The organism is Armatimonadota bacterium, assembly GCA_031459765.1.
Classification (GTDB): Bacteria; Sysuimicrobiota; Sysuimicrobiia; order Sysuimicrobiales; family Kaftiobacteriaceae; genus Kaftiobacterium; species Kaftiobacterium secundum.
Map to the genome: position 1 here is coordinate 31,693 of JAVKHY010000015.1, position 19,165 is coordinate 50,857.

Consider the following 19,165-nt stretch of genomic DNA (forward strand, 5'->3'; position numbering starts at 1 on the left):
GCGCGCCATGACCTACTCCCGTCTGAACGCCTCGGCGGCCACGTTGACCAAGAACCGCACCGAGGACTCCATCAGCCCCTTCAGCGGGATGTGCACGACCTGCATCGACGGCTGCATCGGAATGTGCGAGATCGGCAAGTCGGCCTACCGCGGGGCGGAGATGATCTACCCCCAGCCCTTTGGGATCATCACCACCGCGTCGGGCAAGAACTACCCCGTGGATCTCTCCCACTTCACGATCCTAGGGCGGGCCACCGGCGCCTGGGGCATCGAACCCGACAGCGACAAAGCGCTCTTCCCCAACGTCAATCTCGAGGTCACCTGGGGTCGGGAGCCCGGTCTGCGCTCCAGGCTTCCCTTCCTGCTCGCCGCGCTTGGCTCGACGAACATCGCCAAGACCAACTGGGAGAGCCTGGCCATCGGCGCGGCCATATCCGGCACCTGCCTGACCGTGGGCGAAAACGTCTGCGGCATGGACCCGGGGGCGCAGATCTCCGCCGGGCGCGTGGTGTCCAGCAGCGAGCTGGAGTGGCGCATCCGCGTCTTCCGCGACTGGCAGGAAGACGGGTGGGGCGAGATCATCGTCCAGGCGAATGTGGAAGACACCAGGCTCGGTGTCCACGAATACGCCATCCGCGCCCTGGGCGTCACCGCCGTGGAGCTCAAGTGGGGCCAGGGCGCCAAGGACATCGGAGGCGAGGTCAAGATCCGCGACCTGGAGCGGGCGCGCCTGCTCAAGCACCGCGGGTACATCGTGCTGCCCGACCCCGACCACCCGGTCGTCGTCGAGGCCTTCCGCCGCGGCAGTTTCCGCGAGTTCGAGCGTCACTCGCGCGTCGGCATGGCCAGCCGGGACGCCTTCCTGCGCCGTGTCGAGGAGCTGCGCAGGCTGGGCGCCAGGTGGGTCTTCCTGAAGACCGGGGCCTATCGCCCCGCCGACCTGGCCCGTGCCCTCAAGTGGTCCTCCGAAGCCGGGATCGACCTGCTCACCGTGGACGCCGCCGGCGGCGGGACCGGCATGAGTCCCTGGCGCATGATGAACGAGTGGGGCATCCCGGCCGTCGAGCTGCACTCGCTGCTGTACCAGTACTGCCAGCGACTGGCCCGCCAGGGGAGCTACATTCCGCCCATCGCCCTGGCCGGCGGGTTCACCTTTGAAGATCAAATCTTCAAAGGCCTGGCCCTGGTGGCACCCTACGCCAAACTGATCGCCTGGGCGCGGGGACCGCTGGCCGCGGCTATGGTGGGCAAGACCATCGGACGGCGCATCGCGGAGGGCAGCCTGCCCGTCTACATTGAACGCTTCGGCACGACGGTCAACGAAATCTTCGTCGCCGCGCCCGAGCTGCAGGAACGCTACAAGGATCGCTTCCGCCTGATCCCCACGGGGGCCATCGGCCTCTACACCTACTACCAGCGCGTGGCCCAGGGGCTGCGGCAGCTGATGTGCGGGGCGCGCAAATTCACCCTCGCCCACATCGCCCGCGATGACATCGCCGCCCTCACCGCCGAGGCCGCGGCGGCCAGCGGCATCCCGCTGGTCTCCGAGGTCGATCGCGAGGAGGCCGAAGAGATCCTCGCGGCCGCCTGAGCGTTCGCCGACACGCCTGTCTAGGGGAGGCCGGATCGGAACCGGTCCTGCGCCTCGCGCACCGTCTCCTCGGCGGCCGCGGCGCCGGACCAGCCGAATACTTCGGTCTCTTTGTGCTCCAGGGTCTTGTAGACCTCGAAGAAGTGGCGGATCTCGGCCAGGAAGTGCGGGGGAAGGTCGGCCAGATCGGTGACTTCGTGGAACCGCGGGTCGCCGTCGGGGACGGCCAGGATCTTCTGATCCCGCCCTTTCTCGTCCCGCATGTCCAGCACCCCGACCGGCCGCACGGGGACCAGGCATCCCGGGAAGGTCGCCTCGTAGGTCAGGATGAGGACATCCAGCGGGTCTCCGTCCTCGGCCCGGGTATCGAGGATGACGCCGTAGTCCGCGGGGTAGTGCAGCGGGGAGTAGAGCACGCGGTTCAACCGCAGGCGCCCGGCCTGGGCATCGTACTCGTACTTGTTGCGGCTGCCTTTGGGGATTTCAACCAGGGCCTCGACGATCATGCCATCTGCGGGGCCCGGGGCTCCCGCTGCACGGTCTGGGCGAACCCGATGTAGTCCAGGTCCTGTGCCTCGATGCCGAACTGCCGCAGCATGGCCATGGCCTGGGCGCGGTGGTGCACCTCGTGCATCAGCAACTGCATGGCGAGGTCCCCCTGGGCCGCCCGGTAGATCGCGATACGCCGGCGGCCGACCATGCGGTTCTCGACGATGCGGCCGGGTTCGGTGATCGCGGCGAGGGTGGCCCGGGTCTGCGGCATCTGGAGGCGCCAGGCCGCTTCCAGGGCGGCGAAGGTCGGACAGGCTCGCTCCGAGATGGGCCACTCCTCCCAATCGAAGGGCACGGGGAAGGGCTCTTCCCGGATGCGCATGGCCAGCCACCCCTCCGCGGCGGCGATCTCCACCATCGTCCTCCGCAGGGTGTGCAGCCCGAAGGGAAAGGCCTGGGTGTACCGGGCCTGATCGAGCGGCCGGATCCAGTCGAACAGCGTCTCCCTGGCCCGGGAGAGCACGTCGTAGGCGTGGGCGAAGTCGATCATGCCCCTATCATGCTCCAGCGGGTGCCGGGGCACAAGCCGGATCCCCTACGATTATCGGTCCCCGGCCGGGTTTCGGGCCGGAAGGATACATTCTTCCGGGACTCCGAAGGCGACACCCACGACCTCATGAGCGGGGCGCACCGGGAGTCGCGACGAAGGCCTGCAGCCGGCGGAGGGCCCGCAGGCGTTCCGGCTCCCCGATCCGGGCCCGGCGGACGGCCTCCTCCAGGATCCCGGTCGTCCGGTCGTAGGTGAGCCGGTCGACCGGGAAGGGGATCCCGTCCTTTCCGCCGTGGGCGAAGGCGTAGCGAGCCGGATCCCGCCAGGACAGCGGCGCGCCGGCCAGCAGCTCGGAGAGCAGGGCCAGGGCACGCAGCGTCTTTGCCCCCACCTTCGGCAACCCCAGCAGCGCCTCAAAGGTCTGCGGCTGCGCCTCGTAGGTGTGCAGGAACACCCCCGACAGCCGTGCCGGATTGAGGTCCCGGGCCAGGATGGCGTGTCGGGACGGCAGCGCGAGATGGCTCAACCGTTCCAGGTGGTTGGCCAGTTCCCCGGCCGGCCGGCGCGCCAGCGCCGCCATCGCCCCGCGCGCCTCCTCGCCTTCGGCGGCGACCAGGTTGAGCGTCTCCGCGCGCAGATCGCAGCACACCGCGGCGTGCGGCTCGCGGACGAAACTCTCCACCCGCTCGCCCAGCCAGTGATACCGGCGCGCCGTGCGATCCTCCGGCCGCATCCCCTGCTGGATCACCGCCCACTGTCCGGATGTGGTCAAGAAGAAGGTGTGATGATAGAGCTGATAGCCGTCCTGGACCGCGTTGTTGTCCACCTTTGCGGAGAGCCGGCTGGCGTAGACCAACGCGGGCGCGTCAAGGCCGAATCGGTCGCCGTAGGCGCGCAGTTCTTCGGGGGTGCGGCGCGACGCCCTCCCCTTGCCGCCGGCGACGAGCAGCCCGAGATCACGCTCGGTCCCGCGCAGCCCTTCCTTGAGGGCTCCGCACACCGTGGTGGTCACCCCGCTGCTGTGCCAGTCGAAGCCGAGCAGGCAGCCCAGGGCCTGGAACCAGAAGGGGTCGCTGAGACGGCGGAGGACGACCTCCGGGCCGCCGTCCTCAACCAGGGCGGCCACAACGGCGCGGGCCAGCCGGGTCATGCGCTCGAACAGCCAGCGCGGCGCCCGGCCGCCGTGCAGGGGCAGGACCGCCGTCCCGGTCCGTCTCACGTCAGCGACCTCGCCGCTGCAGGATCATCTCTTTGACCCAGACGGCCTGGCCGAGGTGCATGTAGCTGTGGCCGACGACAACCCAGCAGAGGAACCAACCTTTCATCTTGCCCGTCCACAACTCGGCCACCCACATCGACTGCGGCGTGAACGCCCCCTGTTCCACCGCACGCTGGATGAGTGCCGCCTCCACGACCCGGCCCCACTCCGCCTCGGGAAGCGCCTGGACGACCTCCCGGGTACGGCGGCCGACGGCGCTGCGGTAGGCCAGCAGCGCGGGAATATCGACGGCGCGGCTGAGGTCCTCCACTTCCTCGTCGGACATCCCGGTACCGATGTCCCGGCGCGGCACCTGCAGGCGCTCCGACCATTGCCCCTCATCGAAGAGCTGCGCCCGGCCTGCAACGATCACGTTCGTCGCAACGTCTTCGCTTCTGGCCATGTGCCACCAGAGGTAGGCGATGGAATTCCACCCCTGCGGCCGGAGCCGGAGCTGCTCTTCACTGAGCCCCCGCAATCGGCCGTGCGCGAGCGAAAATCCTCCTTCGGGCGCTCCAACTCCCAGGTCGTGGACGATTGCGTGGCTGCGCAGGAACTGCTCGATTAGAGTCATCGGCGATCATCACGCGGGAACTGAATTCCACGACCGGCGCCCGCTTCCCCGGTCGAAGCCGGGGGTGGAGTCCGCACGGCTGACCCCCTCGATCTCCGTCACATTCTCCGGGCCCCACCGAGTATAATCCCTTCTAACAACCCGTCGCACACGAGGGGGCTCACCCCTGAGCTGGCGGTATCCGGCACTCCTGTGGCTTGCGGCGCTGGTCCCGCTCCTCGGCGCCCTCTATGCCGCGCTCCTCCGGCGCGCGCAGCGCCGGCTTGCGGTCCGCTTCCACGCCCACCCGCTGGCGGAGGCGATGCGGTCGACGACATCCCGCCGCCGGCACCTGACGGCGGCGCTCTTCGGCGGCGCCCTCCTGGCCGCGCTGCTGGCCGCCTCCGGCCCCGTGGTTCGGCTGCGCACTCCCACCGGCACTCCCGTCGTGCTGATCATCGACATCAGCCGCAGCATGGAGGAAACCGACATCCGCCCCAGCCGGATCGAGGCGGCCCGGTCGGCGGCCCGCGAGTTCGTGCGCCGCCTGCCCCGGGAAAGCCGGGTGGCGCTGGTCAGCTTCGGCAACTTCGCCACCGTGGTCGTGCCGCTGACCGACCGGCGGGAGGCGATGATCGACGGCATCAACGGCCTGCGCACGCAGCTGCGGACCCAGCTGGGCCCGGGCCTGCTGGAAGGCGTGCGGGCGGTGACCGGTGAGGGCCCCGCCATGCCGCTTCCGGCCGGGACAGCCTACCGCGCCGCGGCGATCCTCCTCTCCGACGGCCGGGCCAGCGACGGTATCCTGCCGGAGGAGGCCGCACAGGAAGCGCGGCGCCGGGGCGTCCGTGTGTACACCGTAGGGCTGGGGACGACGGCGGATCCCTCCGCGTTCCGCAGCGGCTACTTCGGCGTCCTCGACGAACCCACGCTGAGGACGATCGCGGATGTGACCGGCGGCCGGTACTATCGCGCCGAGGAGGTCGGGCAGCTCCACGAGATCTACCGGGATCTGGCCCGCACCATCGGCTGGACCCGGAATCCCACGGAGATCGCCCACGCCGGTGCGGCAATCGCGGCGCTGCTGCTCGCCGCCGCCGTGGCCCTCCGGGTACGCCTCACCCCGATCGGTTAACAGCCCATCGCGGAGCTCTCGCCCCTGATCGTCGGGGTTGAACTCAGTAGGCCAGCCAGCCGGCGTCGGCGGTGATCACGGCGCCGTTGAGGAAGCTGGCCTCATCCGAGGCCAGGAAGGCGGCCAGGGCGGCGATCTCCTCCGGTTCTCCCTGTCGGGGCATGGCCCCCAGCGTCTTCTTGAGCGTCTCGTACCCACGGGGGCTGGGGTCGCCGCCGATGCTGATGCCGGTCTTCACCCCGCCGGGAGCGATGGCCACACACCGGATGCCGTCGCCGCCGTAGGAGGCGGCGACGTTCCTGGTCAGGCCGATCAGGCCGTGTTTAGAGGCCGTGTAGGCCACACCCGCCCGGCCGCCGGCGAGGCCGCCGACGGAGGCAATGTTGATGATCACCCCTCCGCCCGAACGCACCATGACGGGGATCGCGGCGCGGCACAGCATCATCGGCCCGGTCAGGTTCACGGCCAGTACGCGGCTCCAGACCTCGTCGGTCACCTCCCCCACGGGCAGGAAGCGGTCCATGATCCCGGCGTTGTTGACCAGAATGTGCGGCCCGCCGAGATCCTGCGCGGTCTGGACCAGCCGGTCCACATCGGCCTGCACGGTGACGTCCATCCGCACCGTCGTGACGGCCGGGACGCCCCGGAACTGCTCCAGTCCCGCGGCCACGACGTCGGCGGCGACAACCTGAGCCCCTTCGGCCACGAAGCGCTGCACCATCGCCCGCCCCATACCCGCTCCGGCGCCCGTGATGATCGCGACCCGATTCTCCAGCCGTCCCATCTCTCCCCCTCCTCGCCGATCCCTATTCGCGATCCCGCCGGCTGTCCGCCTGTTCCTCGCTCCCTATGATCAGCGCCTGGCTCAGCGACTGCGTCCGGCGAGGAAGGCGCGGAATGCCTGGCCCGGCGGGCGCAGGGTGCCGTCGGGATTCATCAACGCCCGGGCCTGAGGCGCGTCGATGCTGAACCACACGACGTACGGCAACCCGAGCTCCGCCGCGGCGTGGAGCAGCGCCGTCGTCGTCCGGGGGTCGTCGTCGTGCTGGCCGATCTCATTGGTCACCAGCGGCAACCCCGTCTGCCGGCGCAGGTAGGCGGCCGCCTCGCGGAGCGCCTGCGGATCGGCGATGTACCAGTGGAAGTTGAGGTAATCCGCGCCGGCGGCGCGGTACTCTCCCAGCAAGGCCCTGCCCCGCGCCACCTGCTCGCGCACCTGCGGTGAGTTCAGCCGCGCCCGCTGGGAGGGGGTGAAGGCGCGACGGGCGAACTCCTCGGCGCGCGCAGGATCCCCGTCCTCTCGATAACCCTCGTAGACCAGCAGCGCCACCAGGCCGCTGACCAACCCGCCGTTGGTGCACGGGATGCGCCGGGCGCGGGCCACCGCACAGGCGGCCCGCAGTTCCGCTCCGTATTCCTGCGGCGTGCCGCGGTAGAACAGGGCGGAGTTCTCCTCATTCTCCACGACCAGGAGCGCCGGGCGATGGGTGTCCAGAATTTCCCCCACGGCCCGCTGAAAGGCGGCCAAGTCTGCGGGAGGCGCCGCCGGCCTGAGGGGACCGGCGGCGGCATTGCGCACGGTCAACACGATCCCGAAACCGGCCTGCGCGAAAGCCGCCGCCTCCGGATCCGCTCCCCGCCAGGCGGGTATCCGGATGTCGTTGGGCCGGACGTAGCGCACCCCGAGGGTCCGCGCCACGGCAATGCGCTGCTCCACTCCCATACCCGACGCCCCCAGCATCACGCCGAAGGCCGGGACCTGCGCCGGATGAGCGGAAGGCGCTGCAGGCGCCTGGGGAGCCGCCGCGAGCACCGCCAGGAAAACAACAGCGAAGGTTCGGATGGTCATCGGGGGAGCCACCGGGGGCGGGGTAGCATCTGGGCCTCTGGCCCACCCTGCCACCCTAGTTGCTATCCCCGCACGAGTCAAGCCGCCGCAGGCCCCGCACCTTGGCAGCAAAGGTACGAGTGTGCTCTAATAGTATTTAGATATAACTAGTAGTCGCGCCATCCGCGGAGGTGACGCCGGTGTTCAAACCGTGGGCCGGTCCGTTTCGCGGACGGTTCTTCGGCCGAGGAGATCTGAAGTACCTCATCCTGGACCTTCTCAAGGACAGGCCGATGCACGGCTATGACATCATCCGGGCTCTCCAGGACCAGTTCGGCGGCTTCTACGCGCCCAGCCCGGGAGCGGTCTATCCCACATTGCAGATGCTCGAGGACATGGGCTACGTCACGTCCAGCCTCCAGGATGGGAAGAAGGTGTACACCATCACCGAGGAGGGGCGGCAGTTCCTCACCGAGCGCCGGGAGGCCGTGGAGGAGATCCGGACCCGGTTCGGTCACTGGTGGGACTGGTGGGGGCCCGCGTACCGGGAACTCTGGGATCTCGGGCACGCGCTCCGCAGCCGGGCCCCGTGGCACCGCGTGAACCCCGACAAACTTCGGCGCATCCGCGAGGTCGTCGCCCGCGCCCGTCAGGAGATCGAGGGCATCCTCCGGGAGTGAGGCACTGGTTGGACACCCGGAGCCGCGGGTAGTGCTCCAGTGGCGTTCGAGGTCCTGCTGGATCTACTGGTGATCCTGTCGAGACATGCTGCCGGCGGTGGATCACGACGATGCGCTGCCGCTGACGGATGCGGCGCAGATAGTGCTGAGACGCGACTTCACCTGGCCAGTCTATGCATCTGGGAGACGCGCCGTGCCAGTTCCCCCACTAAATCCGCGGGGGCGGTCGTCTGCCGGAACGTGTCCACCAGCCTCCGATAGTACCACAGAGTCCCCGCCTTGCCGCCGCCGAACCTGGACCACACCCTGTCGCCGACCCGGTGCAAATCCTTAACGATCGTGGATGCGTTGTGCACCTTGTCGGCCAGTGACACCAGGAGTGCCCCCTCAGAGGCTGTTCGCAGGTGCGTCAGGTAAGTCTCCTTACGCACCCGCCATGGCGACTTGCGAACCGTCAACCGGTCGCTGCACTCCCCCACGATCGAGGCGACCCTGCCTCCAAAACGCCGCCGGATTTGCGCCAGCGTCTTTCTTCCGCCCTGGTCCTCCACCGCGTCGTGCAGGAGGGCAGCGATGGCCAGGTCTTCATCCCCGCCGTATTCCAGGACGAGCCCGGCCACCACCAGCAGGTGGCCGATGTACGGGATGCGCGTCCGTTTGCGGTATTGACCTCGGTGCAACCGATGGACATATCTCAAGGCTTGCTGGAACTTGCGCCCAAGTCTCGGCCAGGCTACGCTTCGCGCCATCAGCGTCTCCCTCGCGTCCGCCCAGTGCCTACTCTCGGCTCGGCTTTCACGACCAGAGATTTGGACAGAAGGATGTCGGATCCTCACAGGCCCGAGGCGGCTCCTCGGTAGCGACAACTACCGCAGAAGAGGAGGCGCGCTGAGCGATACAACGACGACTTGACGCGCCTCCTCTCCGTCGTCGCCTGCCGCGTCAGTTAAGCGTACGTACTCGAGCGCTTTGTCCGGGACGTCGCGCATCGTATGGACACGGGCGATCTGCCGATCTCCCATCATCGTTCGGACGCCTGTGTGCTACAAGAACCGCTCCCCCATCCCGACGGTGCCAACACCCATGCACGCCGCTGTCGCGAAGGATCGCCCGCCCCCAGCGCGAAGGTCGGCGGGAGGAGAGGACCGCCGTGGGCCGACGGGTGGTGCTCATCTGGATGGCGCTGGTGGGGCTCGCTGCAGCCGCTCCCGACCTCCCGGCGCCCGCCGGTCACGAATCCAGTTCGGGGGTGGCGATCACGGGCGGCGGGTTCATCACCGCCACGGCGGTGTGGGTCACGCCCGGCCTGACCGAGCAACCCTACTACGCCATGTGGGTATCCGACGCCCAGACGCGCGCGATCCATCGGCGCGCCGCCGCTTCGTACACGGTGATGCTGCTGGAGCTGGCGAACAACAGCCGTCTCCGCATCGAAGGATTCCTCTCCCTGAACGTCCGCCTGCGGATCCTCGACGAGTATTACCGCCCGATTTCGGATGAAGCGCTGGCGCGGACGTTTCCAGACCTGATGCCGGCGCAGGGACGTGAGCAGATCATGCCCCACCAGCGGCTGGTAAGACCGTACGCCTTCCCGAAGGTGCCGGTGCGCGACCAGCCCATTGCCTTCGTCACCCGTCCGCTGTGGCTGTTCGACCGGCACACCCAGATCGGTCAACTCCCCGACTTTGAGCTGCGTTTTAACCCAATCCGGCTCGCGTTTCCACCCTAGGCAGTCCTGCGGCATCCAGGACACCGCTGCCATGACAGCGGGACGTCCGCTGTTTACAGTCAAAGCGATGAAAAAACTGCTCCTTATGCTTCTTCTGCTCCTTGCTCCTGAGACGTCTGCCCAAGAGCCCAGATCAGGGAGAACTGGTGCGGACTATCCAGGCCGTGGCCGCCGGCGAGGCTCTCTTCGGACCGGCCATTGCCCGACGGCTGACTACCTTCTCCTCCGCGCCCCGGCCGCAGGCGGCGATCCCATTCCCTGAACTCACCGAACGCGAGCACGAGGACGACCAGCGGAACCCGCCCTGGTTGCGGATTGGAGCGGGCGATGGGATTTGAACCCACGGCCCTCGGCTTGGGAAGCCGATGCTCTACCCCTGAGCTACGCCCGCTCGGCTAACCCAGATTATACACCACTTCCGCCCTGTCCATACCCCGCCCGCCGTGACCGGGCTATCCGAGGTGCGCCTCGAGGTGCTCGACGACGGCCCGGGCGATGGCGTCCTTGCCCACCACGGTCTGCGCCAGGCGGCCGTCGGGGGTGATGAAGTAGCCGGTGTGGTGGCCTTCCTCAATCTCCCGGAGGTCGTTGGCCACGACCAGGTCGCAGCGGTTCTTCTTCAGGAACTGGTAGGCAATCTCGCGGAGCTCTTCGGGGGTCTTGCCCACCTCCAGCTTGAAGCCGACCAGGTAGGTGTCGGGGTCCAGCTCCTTCACCAGGCCGATCACCTTCGGTGTCGGCACCAGCCGCACGATCCATTCCTCGACGCCGCTCCCCGTCTTCTCCGACCGGACCACATCCGGCTGGAAGTCGAGGACCGCCATGGGGTGCACGACGGCGTCGTAGCCTTTGGGGATCTCGTCGCGGAACACGCTGACCAGATCGTCAATCGTCTCCACGGCGATCATCGTCAGGTGATCGGCGTGACCGCGCACCACGGGGAGCTGGCTGGGACGGCCGTAGACGAAGGTGACGTGCGCGCCGCGCGGGATGGCTTCCTCGGCGATCAGCGCCCCCAGGCGGCCCGTGGCCTTGTTGGTGATGTAGCGGACGGCGTCCAGGGGGGCGCGCGTCGGACCGGAGGTGATGAGCAGTTTCTTGCTGCGCAGCGCCATCGCCCCTCGCGGCCTCCCTCCGTCAGGCCGTCCCGGGAACGGGGAACCGCAGGCAGAACGCCCGCACCTGGTCCCGCATCTGGGACAACCGCGCGCTGTCCTGGATCGCCTTCCGGAAGCGCCGCAACTCCGCGGCGCGCTCCTCGCGGCCCTCGGGGAGGCGGAACTCCCTGATCTCGGCGGCCACCTCCGCGATCCACGCTGCGATCTGGTCCATCTCCGCTTCGCGCATCCCCCGCGTCGTAGCGGCGGGTGTCCCCAGGCGGATGCCCGAGGGATAGAAGGCGGAGGAGGGCTCGCCGGGGATGGTGTTCTTGTTGACGGTGATTCCGACCCGGTCCAGGGCTTCCTGCAGGAAGACCCCGCGGCCCGGCCCGTCCGGGGTCAGGTCCAGCAACACCATGTGGTTGTCGGTCCCGCCGGTGACCAGCCGCAGGCCGCGGCGCATCAACCCGGCGGCCAGCGCCTTCGCGTTCGCCACCACCTGGCGGCCGTAGGCGGCAAAAGACGGCTGCGCCGCCTCGCCCAGGGCCACGGCGATCGCCGCCGTGGTGTGGTCGTGGGGACCGCCCTGGAGCCCCGGGAAGACGGCGCGGTCGATCCGCTCGGCGAGTTCGGGATCCTTGTCCAGCCCCTTCCGGGTGACCATGATCATCGCCCCGCGCGGCCCGCGCAGCGTCTTGTGCGTGGTGGTGGTGATGATGTGCGCGTAGGGGGCCGGGCTCTTGTGCACGCCAGCCACGACCAGTCCCGCCACGTGGGCGATGTCGGCGGCGAAGAAGGCGCCCACCTCGTCCGCCACCTCGGCGAACCGCTCGAAGGGAAACTCCCGGACGTAGGCCGTGGCCCCGCACCAGATCAGCCGCGGTCGGTGCTCCCGCGCCAGACGCCAGACCTCGTCGAAGTCGATGTAACCTTCGGCCGTGACGTGGTAGGGGACGCTGCGGTAGTAGGTGCCGGTGACGCTCACCTTCCAGCCGTGGGTGAGGTGACCGCCGTCGGGCAGGTTCTGCCCCATGATGGTGTCGCCGGGCCGGCAGGTGGCCACATACACGGCCAGGTTGGCCGGGCTGCCTGAGTAGGGCTGGACGTTGGCGTGGGGCACGCCGAAGAGGGCTCTGGCCCGCTCCTGGGCCAGGCGCTCGATATCGTCCACGTTCTCGTTGCCGCCGTAGTAGCGCCGGCCCGGATAGCCTTCGGAGTACTTGTTGGTGAAGACGGACCCCATCGCTTCCAGCACGGCCTCGGAGACGTAGTTCTCGGAGGGGATGAGTTCGACGCCTTCCCGCTGGCGGCGACGCTCCGCCTCCAGGATGCGGAAGACAACCGGATCGCGCTCGGACAGGGCCATGAGGATCACCGGGAAGACCCCTTCTGCGCCACGGAAGAGGCAACCTGCGGGCGGGCCGGCGGAAGGGTCAGCGCGGCACGGGATCCCGCACGACCACCGGATCGCCGACCCGGATGGCGCCGGCGCCCTCCACCGCGACCACGCGGGCCAGCTGGCCGCGCCGGCCGCGGAGCGTCTCCTGGAAGGCGACGGGGTCGGAGACGCCGTTGAGCGCGCCGATGTGTGTGCAGGGTTCGCACGGGCCGCTGAGCTCGAGCGTCGCCTCGCCCACCTGCAGCCGGGTGCCCGCCGGGAGGCGTTCCAGGACGGCCAGATCGACCGTGATCTGATCGCGGAGGTCGCCGGGACGCAGTCCAAGCCCCTCCAGCGTCCCGCGGTCGGCGAGCAACACCTGGCGGCGGGACCCCGGCTTCGTCTTCCCGTGGATGTCGCCCTCCAGCCCGTGGTCCACCAGGGCGCGGACCTCCACCACGGCGCGGGGGCGTTCCCCGTGGCGGGCGACGAGCTGCAGGTTAACGACGGTCCCGCGCATCATGAGAGAACTCAGGTTCAGGACGTTCGAGGTCGGGCCCGTCCACCTCCTCCAGATGCTCCAGCGGCTCCCAGGGCGCGAGCGCCCCGTCGCCCTCGGCCGGACGGGGCTCCGGCGTCCTCCGCTCGGCGGACCCGCTGCCCACGGGGATCAGCCCCCCGTAGTGCATCGCCACCACCTTGGTCACATCGCGGCCGAAGAACCACCACAGCACGGGGGCGATCACCATCCACCCGGCGGGGCCGGCTTCGCCGAAGGTCTTGACCAGATCGAGCATGCGTGCGGGCGCGAAGATCATCGCGCCGACGATGAGGAGGGAGATCGCCGGCCTGATCAGCGCGATCACGCTGTTCGCCCACATGTACACCCGCGCGGGATCGGGACTGGTGGCGCGGACGAAATCCACCCAGACCTGCGCCTTCGTCTTCTCCAGATCGGCCACCGCCCTGCGGAACTCCACCTCCTCCGCCGGCTCGCGCAGCAGGCCGATCCCCTTCAACAGATCCACCAGCGCCTGGATCAGTGCTCCGGAAAGCTGCATCACCCACCCTCCTCCCCACCGACCCCGATGTAGACGGCTTTGCGCTGCGGGTCGTAGGCCACCCGCCAGCCCAGCGCCGCGGCCAGCGCGCGCACCCGGAGATAGACGCGGCCCCCGCGCACCAGCAGCGCGTCGGAGGGCAGGTATCGGCCGAGCAGCCACAGGCTGAGGCTCCGGGCCGGCAACAGGTCCGCGGCGACCTGCTCCATCACGGCGATCAGGCGCCGCGCGTAATCGGGCGCGGTGGCGTACCCGGCCCGGGCGATGTCCAGGGCAAAGCGCCGGGCGTCGCGGGACTGCCTGTAGGCGCGCAGCGCGGGATGATAGCGCGGGTTGACGCGGAAGAAGCGCAGGTAGTCGCCGACATTCTGGGCCACGGAGGGGTAGGCGCGGAAGAGCGAGCCCGGGGCGCACCCGGCGGCCAGGGCGGCCGCGCGCGACGGGTAGACGCGGTGGCGGCCCAGAACAAGCGCATCCCCCCGTCCGGCCATCCACTCCCTGGTCGTGCCGCTGTACACGGCGCCGGGCCACGACGCCGTGGCCTTGATGCCGTACCAGGCCCGGCCGAGCCTGGCCAGGCCCGACCGTCCCCAGCGGCTCTCCAGCACCGCCTGGGCCACCATCACCGCGCCCGGCACTCCCATCGCTTCCGCCCGGGGGACGAAGGCGCGCACCTGCCTCAGAAAGGATCGGCCATGGCGCAGGGATAGCGCGTCGGCGCGGCGCCGGGGAAGTCCCCCATCCTGAGGACCCGGGACGCGCGTCACAGAGATGTGCGACCCGGAGCGCGACGCTAGGGCAGCCAGATCGTCTTTTCCGCGGCGGGAGTCCTCCGCTTCTGCGGGACGGCCGCAGGGTAGCCCAGGTACAGGACGCCGATGATCCGCCGGTCGTCCGGGAGTCCGAGCAGCGTGCGCAGCGGCGCGCCGTCCACGATCCCCCGGCCCGTCCGGAAGTACGTGCCGATCCCGTGCGCCCACGCCGCCAGCATCACGGCATAGGCGGCGGCGAAGGTCGCCCAGTAGTTCTCCTCCTGCAACTCGGGGTCGGGATGCCCGGCCGAGGTGAAGACGACGATCGCCGGCGTGCGCACGGTGTCCTCGTAGATCTTGTGCAATGCGGCCTGGGCTTCCGGCGCGTCGGGATTGGGCAACAGGCTGCGGCGGGCCTCCCGGCGGATCTCGGCGAAGCGGCGTTTGCTCTCCTCCCCCAGGACGAAGAACTGCCACGGCTCGGTGAGGCGGTGGTTCGGCGCCCAGACCGCGGCGTCCAGCAGCTCTTCGATGAGCCGGCGCGGAATGGGATCGGGTTTGAACTGCGCGATGCTGCGGCGGGTCTTGATGAGCTCCAGGATGTCCATGGAAGGAGTATTCATCCGTCCTCCGCCCTATACTCCTTCTTCTGCCCGGTGATACAACAGGTATCGTGATGACCTTGTGGCGCCTGGCCTGGCGCAATGTATGGCGCCACCGCCGGCGGACCGTGCTGTTGATCCTGGTGGTCGCCTACGCGGCGTTTGCCACCATCCTCTACTGGGGGATCAATGACGGATATGCGGCGTCCGTGCTCAACGCCCAGGCCCGTTTTGTCGGCGCGCCGGTCCTGATCATGACGCCGGACTACCGCGACGACCCCGATCCGGAGCACGCCCTGCCCGACCTCGCCCTGACCGCCGCCCTCCGGGAGGTCCCCCGGGTCCGCGGCATCGCGCCGCGGCTCGAATTCCCCGCGCTCATCCGCTCGGCGTACACGGCCGAGTCCGCGGTAGCCCGGGGGATTGAGCCACAGCGGGAACGCGAGGTCAGCGCCGTCCCTGCGCACATCGTCGCGGGACGCATGCTGCAAAGACCCGGAGAGCTGGTGCTGGGCAGAGCCCTCGCCGAACGCCTCGACGTCCGTCTGGGAGAGCGGGCGGTCGTGGACACGGCCGGGCCGGCGGGGCCGCGGGCCGCGGGCCTCGTCCTCGTCGGCCTGGTGGAGACCGGCGTGTCCCAGGTGGACGAGAGACTCGTCCTGGTCGACCTCGCCGACGCCCGACGTCTCACCGGCGTAGACACGGCCACGGCGCTCGCCCTGGACGTCCCGCGCGGCGAGGAGGAGGCGGCGGCGGCGGAGTTGCGGCGATTCCTTCCGCCCGTGGTGGCGGCCTACGGGCCTGCCGAGATGCTCGGAGCGATCCGGCAGGACCTGGAATCGAACCGCGTGGCGGCGATCCCCATCGCCTTTCTCTTCGCCCTGGTGGCGGCCGCGGCCGTCACGAGCACGACGACGGTGAGCGTCATCGAGCGAACCCGCGAGTTCGGGATGATCGCGGCGGTGGGCCTGGCCCCGGTCCGTCTGGCGCGGGTCGTCGTGCTGGAGTCGGTCATCACCACCGTGCTGGGGTGGATCGTCGGTCTCGCCGCCGGGTACGGCGCGGTCGGCCTGCTGGCCCGAATCAACCTGCTCGGCGCCGCCTTTGGCGGATTCGTCGGGGCCTGGTCCAGCGTTCCCCTGACCAGAGAGATCTACACGGCGGTGCGCCCGGCGTACGCGCTCTACGCCTCGATGACCGTGTTCGTCGGCGCAGTGCTGGCGGCCCTGATCCCCGCCCGCCGCGTCCGCCGGTTGCGGCCGGCGCAGGCGATGCGTATCGAGTGAGAGGGAAAGAGCATGGTCCGGACCGTGTGGACTCTCGGCATCCTGGCGGCCCTGCTCGCCTCATCGGCGGGCGCCGGCGCACCGGCGCCCGATCCGCAGGCCGTGCTGCGGGCGATCGAGGACAACCACCGCGGGGGCAGCGGCCGGTTCACCATCGCGCTAACCGTGGTCCGGCCGGGGCGGCAGACCGAGTACGTGCTGGACATCTGGAGCGACGGCGAAGACCGCGCGCTGGCCGTGGTCCGCGCGCCCGCCCGCGACGCCGGGCAGGCCTTCCTGCGGGTCGGTGACAACCTATGGCTCTACAACCCCCGCCTCAAGCGGGCGCTGCGCCTGCCGCCCAGCGGCCGCAGCGAGAGCTTCCTCGGTTCGGACATCTCCTACAGCGACCTGGCCGGGCGCGACGCGGAGCAGGACTACACGCCGCGTATCGCCGGCACCGCGGAAGGGGTGATCACCCTCGAGCTGCGGCCGAAACCCGGGGCGCCGACGCCGTACGGGAAGCTCCTGGTGCGGGCGCAGGCCGCCACCTATGCCCCGCTGGAGTGGACCTTCTACGACCAGCGCGACCGCGCGGTCAAACGCGTCACCTTCTCCGACCATACCCGGGTCGGAGCCCGGCTGTTCCCGACCCGCACCGTGGTCGAGGATCTGCTGCGCGAAGGGTACCGCACGACGGCGTCCCTCCGGGACCTCCGGTTCGGAGCCGTCCCCGAGACCTGCTTCACGTTACAGGCCCTGGAACAGGGGTGCGAGTAGTTGTTCGCCTTCGCCTGGCGCAGCATCTGGCGCAACCGCAGCCGCAGCCTCGGGGCAGCGTTCGCCGTCGCCTTTACGGTGTGGATGAGCATGACCTACTTCGGCCTGTCCAACGCCGCCCGCGATGGGATGTACGTCAACCTCACCGACACCGTGGGTCACATCCAGATCCACATCCGCGGCTACCGTGCCGTCCGCGACTTCCGCGAGGCGGTCCTCCCCCGAGCCGCCGCCCTTCGCGACCGCCTCACCCGCGCCCTTGGGGACGGCCTGATCGTCGAGGCGCTGGAAGTGCCGGCCCTGCTCTCCGGCGAAGACCGCGCCCGCGGTGTCCTGCTGGTGGGGCTGAGGCAACCGCCGGCGCTGCGGCGGCGGTTTGCGGACAAGTTCGTCCGGGAAGGACGGCTTCCCGACCCGGAGGACCTCGAGGGCATCGCGCTGGGCCGGGCTCTGGCCCGCACCCTCCAGGTGCAGATCGGCGACGCGGTCTACGCCTATGCGCCGGGCACGGAGGGCACCGGGGCGTCGGCCTACGTCGTCGTCGGAATCCTCCGCTTTCCCGACCCGGCGCAGGATGCCCGCGGGGCGGTGCTCTCCCTGCCCGCCGCCCAGGAGCTGGCCGCGTCGGACGCCGTCTCCCGGTTCGAGGTCCACGTTCCGGAGTTCCGCCGCACCACGGACGACGCGGCACTGGTTCCGCTGGCCGCCAGGCTGCAGGCGGCGCTGGGCAACGAGGTCGTGGTGGAGACCTGGCGGGAGACCTATCCCGCCATCAGCAGCCTGGAACGGGCCCTGCGGCCCATCCTCACGGTCTTCCTCGGCCTGTTCTTCATCCTGGCCGGGCTGCTGGTCCTCAATACCGTCTACCTCAGCGTGGTGGAGCGCACGCGCGAGTTCGGCGTCATCATCGCCCTCGGGGCGAACCGCCGGCGGGTCCTGGGGATGGTCCTCCTGGAAAGCCTCCTCCTCTGCGGCAGCGGCGCGGCCGTGGGCCTGGCGGTGGGCTCGGCCACGGTGGCGCGCCTGGCCCGCGGGTACTCCTATCCCGGCGCGTGGCGGGAGGTGGTGGAGGCCTACGGTCTCCCCGAGGTGATGTACGGCAGCATTGCCCCCGTAGAGGTGGCAATCATCGTCGCCTTTGTGATCGGCATCGGCGTCCTGGCCGCGCTCCTGCCGGCCCGGACCGCCGGGCGGCTCGCGCCGGTGGAGGCGATGCGGTTCGTGGCCTAGCCGCGCGCTGCGGTCGGCGCGTGAATGCATCGGAGGATGAACACGATGGAACCGCTGATCAAAGTCCGCGGGTTGACGAAGGTCTACCGGACCGACGGACAGCAGACCCCTGCTCTGCGTGGGGTGGACCTGGAGATCGCGCCGGGGGAGTTCACGGCGGTCGCCGGACCCTCGGGCAGCGGCAAGAGCACCTTGCTGCACCTCATCGGCGGCCTCGATCACCCCACCGCGGGGGAGGTGTGGCTGGAAGGACAGCGCATCGACCGGCTGGACCACAACCGGTTGGCCGAACTGCGCCTGCGCCACTTCGGCTTCGTCTTCCAGGCCTACAACCTGATCCCGGTGTTGACTGCACTGGAGAACGCCGCCTTCGTCCTCGAACTGCAGGGGCGTCCCCGCAGGGAGCGGGAGGAGCGCGCCCGCCGCGCCCTGGGCGACCTGGGGATCGGCGAACTGTGGAACCGGCGGCCCAACCAGCTCTCCGGAGGCCAGCAGCAGCGGGTCGCCGTGGCCCGGGCCCTGGCGGCCCGTCCCCGGCTGATCCTCGCCGACGAGCCCACGGCCAACCTCGACGGCGCCACCGGCGGCGCCCTCATCGACGAGATGCGGCGCCTGAACCGCGAGCACGGGGTGACCTTCCTCGTCGCCACCCACGACCCGCGCCTGCTGGAGCGGGTGCGGCGGATCGTCCACCTCGAGGACGGGCGTGTCGTGCGGGACGAGACGCGGGAGGCGGGATGACCTTCCGGGAGAGGCGCGGGCCCGCGGTCCCCCTCGCCGCCTGCGTCGCCGTCGCCGTCTTCACCGCCGTGTGGCTCTCCGCGCCGGCCTCTGAGGCCTCCGCCGCCTCGTCCGTCGAGTTCACCACCGTCACCTTCCTGCAGTCCGGTGCGCCGGCGACCTGGTTCCTCCGCGGCCTGATCCACCTGGAGCGCCGGGCCGCGCTGGGATCCGACGCCGTCACCCTCACCCTGGATCCCGGCGTCCTCCTCGATCTCAGCGGGCTCGGATCGACCCGGTGGTCCTGGGGCCTGACGGAGGCCTACCTCCGGCACCGCCGCGGGCCGTACGAACTGCGGGCGGGCGTGGAGCGCCTGCCGCTGGAGAGCGCGCGTCTGATGATTCCCTTCTCCGTCGAACCCGTGGATGCGCTCGGAACCAGACTCGGTCGCGCCGGACTC

At 69.9% G+C, this 19,165-nt stretch carries 22 protein-coding genes and 1 tRNA gene; 9 read left to right on the forward strand and 14 right to left on the reverse strand.

Going from position 1 to position 19,165, the window contains the following annotated elements:
* Positions 1-7 precede the first annotated feature (7 nt).
* Positions 8-1,591, forward strand: coding sequence for an FMN-binding glutamate synthase family protein (locus QN141_12805; GenBank protein MDR7559356.1), 1,584 nt, complete (start codon positions 8-10; stop codon positions 1,589-1,591).
* Between the two features lie 20 nt (positions 1,592-1,611).
* On the opposite strand, the gene QN141_12810 is transcribed toward QN141_12805, so the two are convergent.
* From QN141_12810 to QN141_12825, 4 genes are all read right to left on the reverse strand, one after another.
* A complete protein-coding gene (locus tag QN141_12810; GenBank protein ID MDR7559357.1) occupies positions 1,612-2,097 on the reverse strand; it encodes an inorganic diphosphatase in 486 nt (161 codons plus the stop codon).
* A complete protein-coding gene (locus QN141_12815) occupies positions 2,094-2,633 on the reverse strand; it encodes a DinB family protein (GenBank protein ID MDR7559358.1) in 540 nt (179 codons plus the stop codon). The genes QN141_12810 and QN141_12815 overlap by 4 nt, the downstream gene beginning before the upstream one ends.
* Before the next feature lie 124 nt (positions 2,634-2,757).
* Positions 2,758-3,852 (reverse strand): DUF763 domain-containing protein, encoded by a 1,095-nt coding sequence (locus QN141_12820; protein ID MDR7559359.1) that lies wholly within the window; start codon positions 3,850-3,852, stop codon positions 2,758-2,760.
* 1 nt (position 3,853) lies between these two features.
* Positions 3,854-4,465 carry a DinB family protein gene (locus QN141_12825; protein ID MDR7559360.1) on the reverse strand — a complete coding sequence of 204 codons (612 nt, stop codon included), beginning with the start codon at positions 4,463-4,465 and terminating at the stop codon, positions 3,854-3,856.
* Between the two features lie 301 nt (positions 4,466-4,766).
* On the opposite strand from QN141_12825, the gene QN141_12830 reads away from it, so the two are divergent.
* Positions 4,767-5,579 (forward strand): VWA domain-containing protein, encoded by an 813-nt coding sequence (locus tag QN141_12830; protein MDR7559361.1) that lies wholly within the window; start codon positions 4,767-4,769, stop codon positions 5,577-5,579.
* A 43-nt stretch (positions 5,580-5,622) separates the two neighbouring features.
* Here the strand turns inward: QN141_12830 and QN141_12835 are convergent, their stop codons facing one another.
* Positions 5,623-6,363, reverse strand: a complete 741-nt coding sequence (locus QN141_12835) for an SDR family oxidoreductase (protein MDR7559362.1) — start codon at positions 6,361-6,363, stop codon at positions 5,623-5,625.
* 81 nt (positions 6,364-6,444) lie between these two features.
* The gene (locus QN141_12840) at positions 6,445-7,428 is read right to left on the reverse strand and encodes a hypothetical protein (protein ID MDR7559363.1); all 984 of its coding nucleotides are present in this window, start codon (positions 7,426-7,428) and stop codon (positions 6,445-6,447) included.
* A 179-nt stretch (positions 7,429-7,607) separates the two neighbouring features.
* Between QN141_12840 and QN141_12845 the strand changes: the two genes are divergently transcribed.
* Entirely contained in the window at positions 7,608-8,087 is a 480-nt protein-coding gene (locus QN141_12845; GenBank protein ID MDR7559364.1) for a PadR family transcriptional regulator, read from the forward strand.
* Positions 8,088-8,245: 158 nt separating this feature from the next.
* Here QN141_12845 and QN141_12850 read toward each other — a convergent pair whose 3' ends face one another.
* Entirely contained in the window at positions 8,246-8,836 is a 591-nt protein-coding gene (locus QN141_12850; protein MDR7559365.1) for an HD domain-containing protein, read from the reverse strand.
* A 401-nt stretch (positions 8,837-9,237) separates the two neighbouring features.
* On the opposite strand from QN141_12850, the gene QN141_12855 reads away from it, so the two are divergent.
* Entirely contained in the window at positions 9,238-9,816 is a 579-nt protein-coding gene (locus QN141_12855) for a hypothetical protein (protein MDR7559366.1), read from the forward strand.
* Positions 9,817-10,132: 316 nt separating this feature from the next.
* On the opposite strand, the gene QN141_12860 is transcribed toward QN141_12855, so the two are convergent.
* The 7 genes from QN141_12860 to QN141_12890 form a co-directional block, all read right to left on the reverse strand.
* Positions 10,133-10,207, reverse strand: a tRNA-Gly gene (locus QN141_12860).
* 61 nt (positions 10,208-10,268) lie between these two features.
* Complete coding sequence (locus tag QN141_12865) at positions 10,269-10,931, reverse strand: phosphopantothenoylcysteine decarboxylase (protein MDR7559367.1); 663 nt, start codon at positions 10,929-10,931, stop codon at positions 10,269-10,271.
* Positions 10,932-10,953: 22 nt separating this feature from the next.
* Positions 10,954-12,282, reverse strand: coding sequence for a serine hydroxymethyltransferase (gene glyA, locus QN141_12870; GenBank protein MDR7559368.1), 1,329 nt, complete (start codon positions 12,280-12,282; stop codon positions 10,954-10,956).
* 67 nt (positions 12,283-12,349) lie between these two features.
* Positions 12,350-12,817 (reverse strand): hypothetical protein, encoded by a 468-nt coding sequence (locus tag QN141_12875; protein ID MDR7559369.1) that lies wholly within the window; start codon positions 12,815-12,817, stop codon positions 12,350-12,352.
* Positions 12,795-13,355: a hypothetical protein gene (locus QN141_12880; protein MDR7559370.1), complete on the reverse strand. Its 561-nt coding sequence runs from the start codon at positions 13,353-13,355 to the stop codon at positions 12,795-12,797. Before QN141_12880 ends, QN141_12875 begins: the two co-directional genes overlap by 23 nt.
* The gene (locus QN141_12885; GenBank protein MDR7559371.1) at positions 13,355-14,029 is read right to left on the reverse strand and encodes a glucosaminidase domain-containing protein; all 675 of its coding nucleotides are present in this window, start codon (positions 14,027-14,029) and stop codon (positions 13,355-13,357) included. The genes QN141_12880 and QN141_12885 overlap by 1 nt, the downstream gene beginning before the upstream one ends.
* Positions 14,030-14,148: 119 nt before the next feature.
* Entirely contained in the window at positions 14,149-14,730 is a 582-nt protein-coding gene (locus QN141_12890; GenBank protein ID MDR7559372.1) for a nitroreductase, read from the reverse strand.
* Between the two features lie 53 nt (positions 14,731-14,783).
* Here QN141_12890 and QN141_12895 point away from each other — a divergent pair, with 53 nt between their 5' ends.
* The 5 genes from QN141_12895 to QN141_12915 form a co-directional block, all read left to right on the forward strand.
* Positions 14,784-15,995 (forward strand): FtsX-like permease family protein, encoded by a 1,212-nt coding sequence (locus QN141_12895; GenBank protein ID MDR7559373.1) that lies wholly within the window; start codon positions 14,784-14,786, stop codon positions 15,993-15,995.
* A 12-nt stretch (positions 15,996-16,007) separates the two neighbouring features.
* Complete coding sequence (locus tag QN141_12900; protein MDR7559374.1) at positions 16,008-16,754, forward strand: outer membrane lipoprotein-sorting protein; 747 nt, start codon at positions 16,008-16,010, stop codon at positions 16,752-16,754.
* Positions 16,755-17,984, forward strand: a complete 1,230-nt coding sequence (locus QN141_12905; GenBank protein ID MDR7559375.1) for an FtsX-like permease family protein — start codon at positions 16,755-16,757, stop codon at positions 17,982-17,984.
* A 45-nt stretch (positions 17,985-18,029) separates the two neighbouring features.
* On the forward strand, positions 18,030-18,725 hold the full coding sequence (locus QN141_12910) for an ABC transporter ATP-binding protein (protein ID MDR7559376.1): 696 nt from the start codon (positions 18,030-18,032) through the stop codon (positions 18,723-18,725).
* Positions 18,722-19,165 (forward strand): hypothetical protein (locus QN141_12915; protein ID MDR7559377.1); only part of this gene is annotated, 444 nt, incomplete at its 3' end. The genes QN141_12910 and QN141_12915, both read left to right, overlap by 4 nt.

Coding starts and splice junctions, on each gene's coding strand:
- QN141_12805 (MDR7559356.1), top strand. CDS start 8: ATGACCTACTCCCGTCTGAACGCCTCGGCGGCCACGTTGACCAAGAAC.
- QN141_12810 (MDR7559357.1), bottom strand. CDS start 2,097: ATGATCGTCGAGGCCCTGGTTGAAATCCCCAAAGGCAGCCGCAACAAG.
- QN141_12815 (MDR7559358.1), bottom strand. CDS start 2,633: ATGATCGACTTCGCCCACGCCTACGACGTGCTCTCCCGGGCCAGGGAG.
- QN141_12825 (MDR7559360.1), bottom strand. CDS start 4,465: ATGACTCTAATCGAGCAGTTCCTGCGCAGCCACGCAATCGTCCACGAC.
- QN141_12830 (MDR7559361.1), top strand. CDS start 4,767: ATGCGGTCGACGACATCCCGCCGCCGGCACCTGACGGCGGCGCTCTTC.
- QN141_12835 (MDR7559362.1), bottom strand. CDS start 6,363: ATGGGACGGCTGGAGAATCGGGTCGCGATCATCACGGGCGCCGGAGCG.
- QN141_12840 (MDR7559363.1), bottom strand. CDS start 7,428: ATGACCATCCGAACCTTCGCTGTTGTTTTCCTGGCGGTGCTCGCGGCG.
- QN141_12850 (MDR7559365.1), bottom strand. CDS start 8,836: ATGGCGCGAAGCGTAGCCTGGCCGAGACTTGGGCGCAAGTTCCAGCAA.
- QN141_12865 (MDR7559367.1), bottom strand. CDS start 10,931: ATGGCGCTGCGCAGCAAGAAACTGCTCATCACCTCCGGTCCGACGCGC.
- glyA (MDR7559368.1), bottom strand. CDS start 12,282: ATGGCCCTGTCCGAGCGCGATCCGGTTGTCTTCCGCATCCTGGAGGCG.
- QN141_12875 (MDR7559369.1), bottom strand. CDS start 12,817: ATGATGCGCGGGACCGTCGTTAACCTGCAGCTCGTCGCCCGCCACGGG.
- QN141_12880 (MDR7559370.1), bottom strand. CDS start 13,355: ATGCAGCTTTCCGGAGCACTGATCCAGGCGCTGGTGGATCTGTTGAAG.
- QN141_12890 (MDR7559372.1), bottom strand. CDS start 14,730: ATGAATACTCCTTCCATGGACATCCTGGAGCTCATCAAGACCCGCCGC.
- QN141_12895 (MDR7559373.1), top strand. CDS start 14,784: ATGACCTTGTGGCGCCTGGCCTGGCGCAATGTATGGCGCCACCGCCGG.
- QN141_12900 (MDR7559374.1), top strand. CDS start 16,008: ATGGTCCGGACCGTGTGGACTCTCGGCATCCTGGCGGCCCTGCTCGCC.
- QN141_12910 (MDR7559376.1), top strand. CDS start 18,030: ATGGAACCGCTGATCAAAGTCCGCGGGTTGACGAAGGTCTACCGGACC.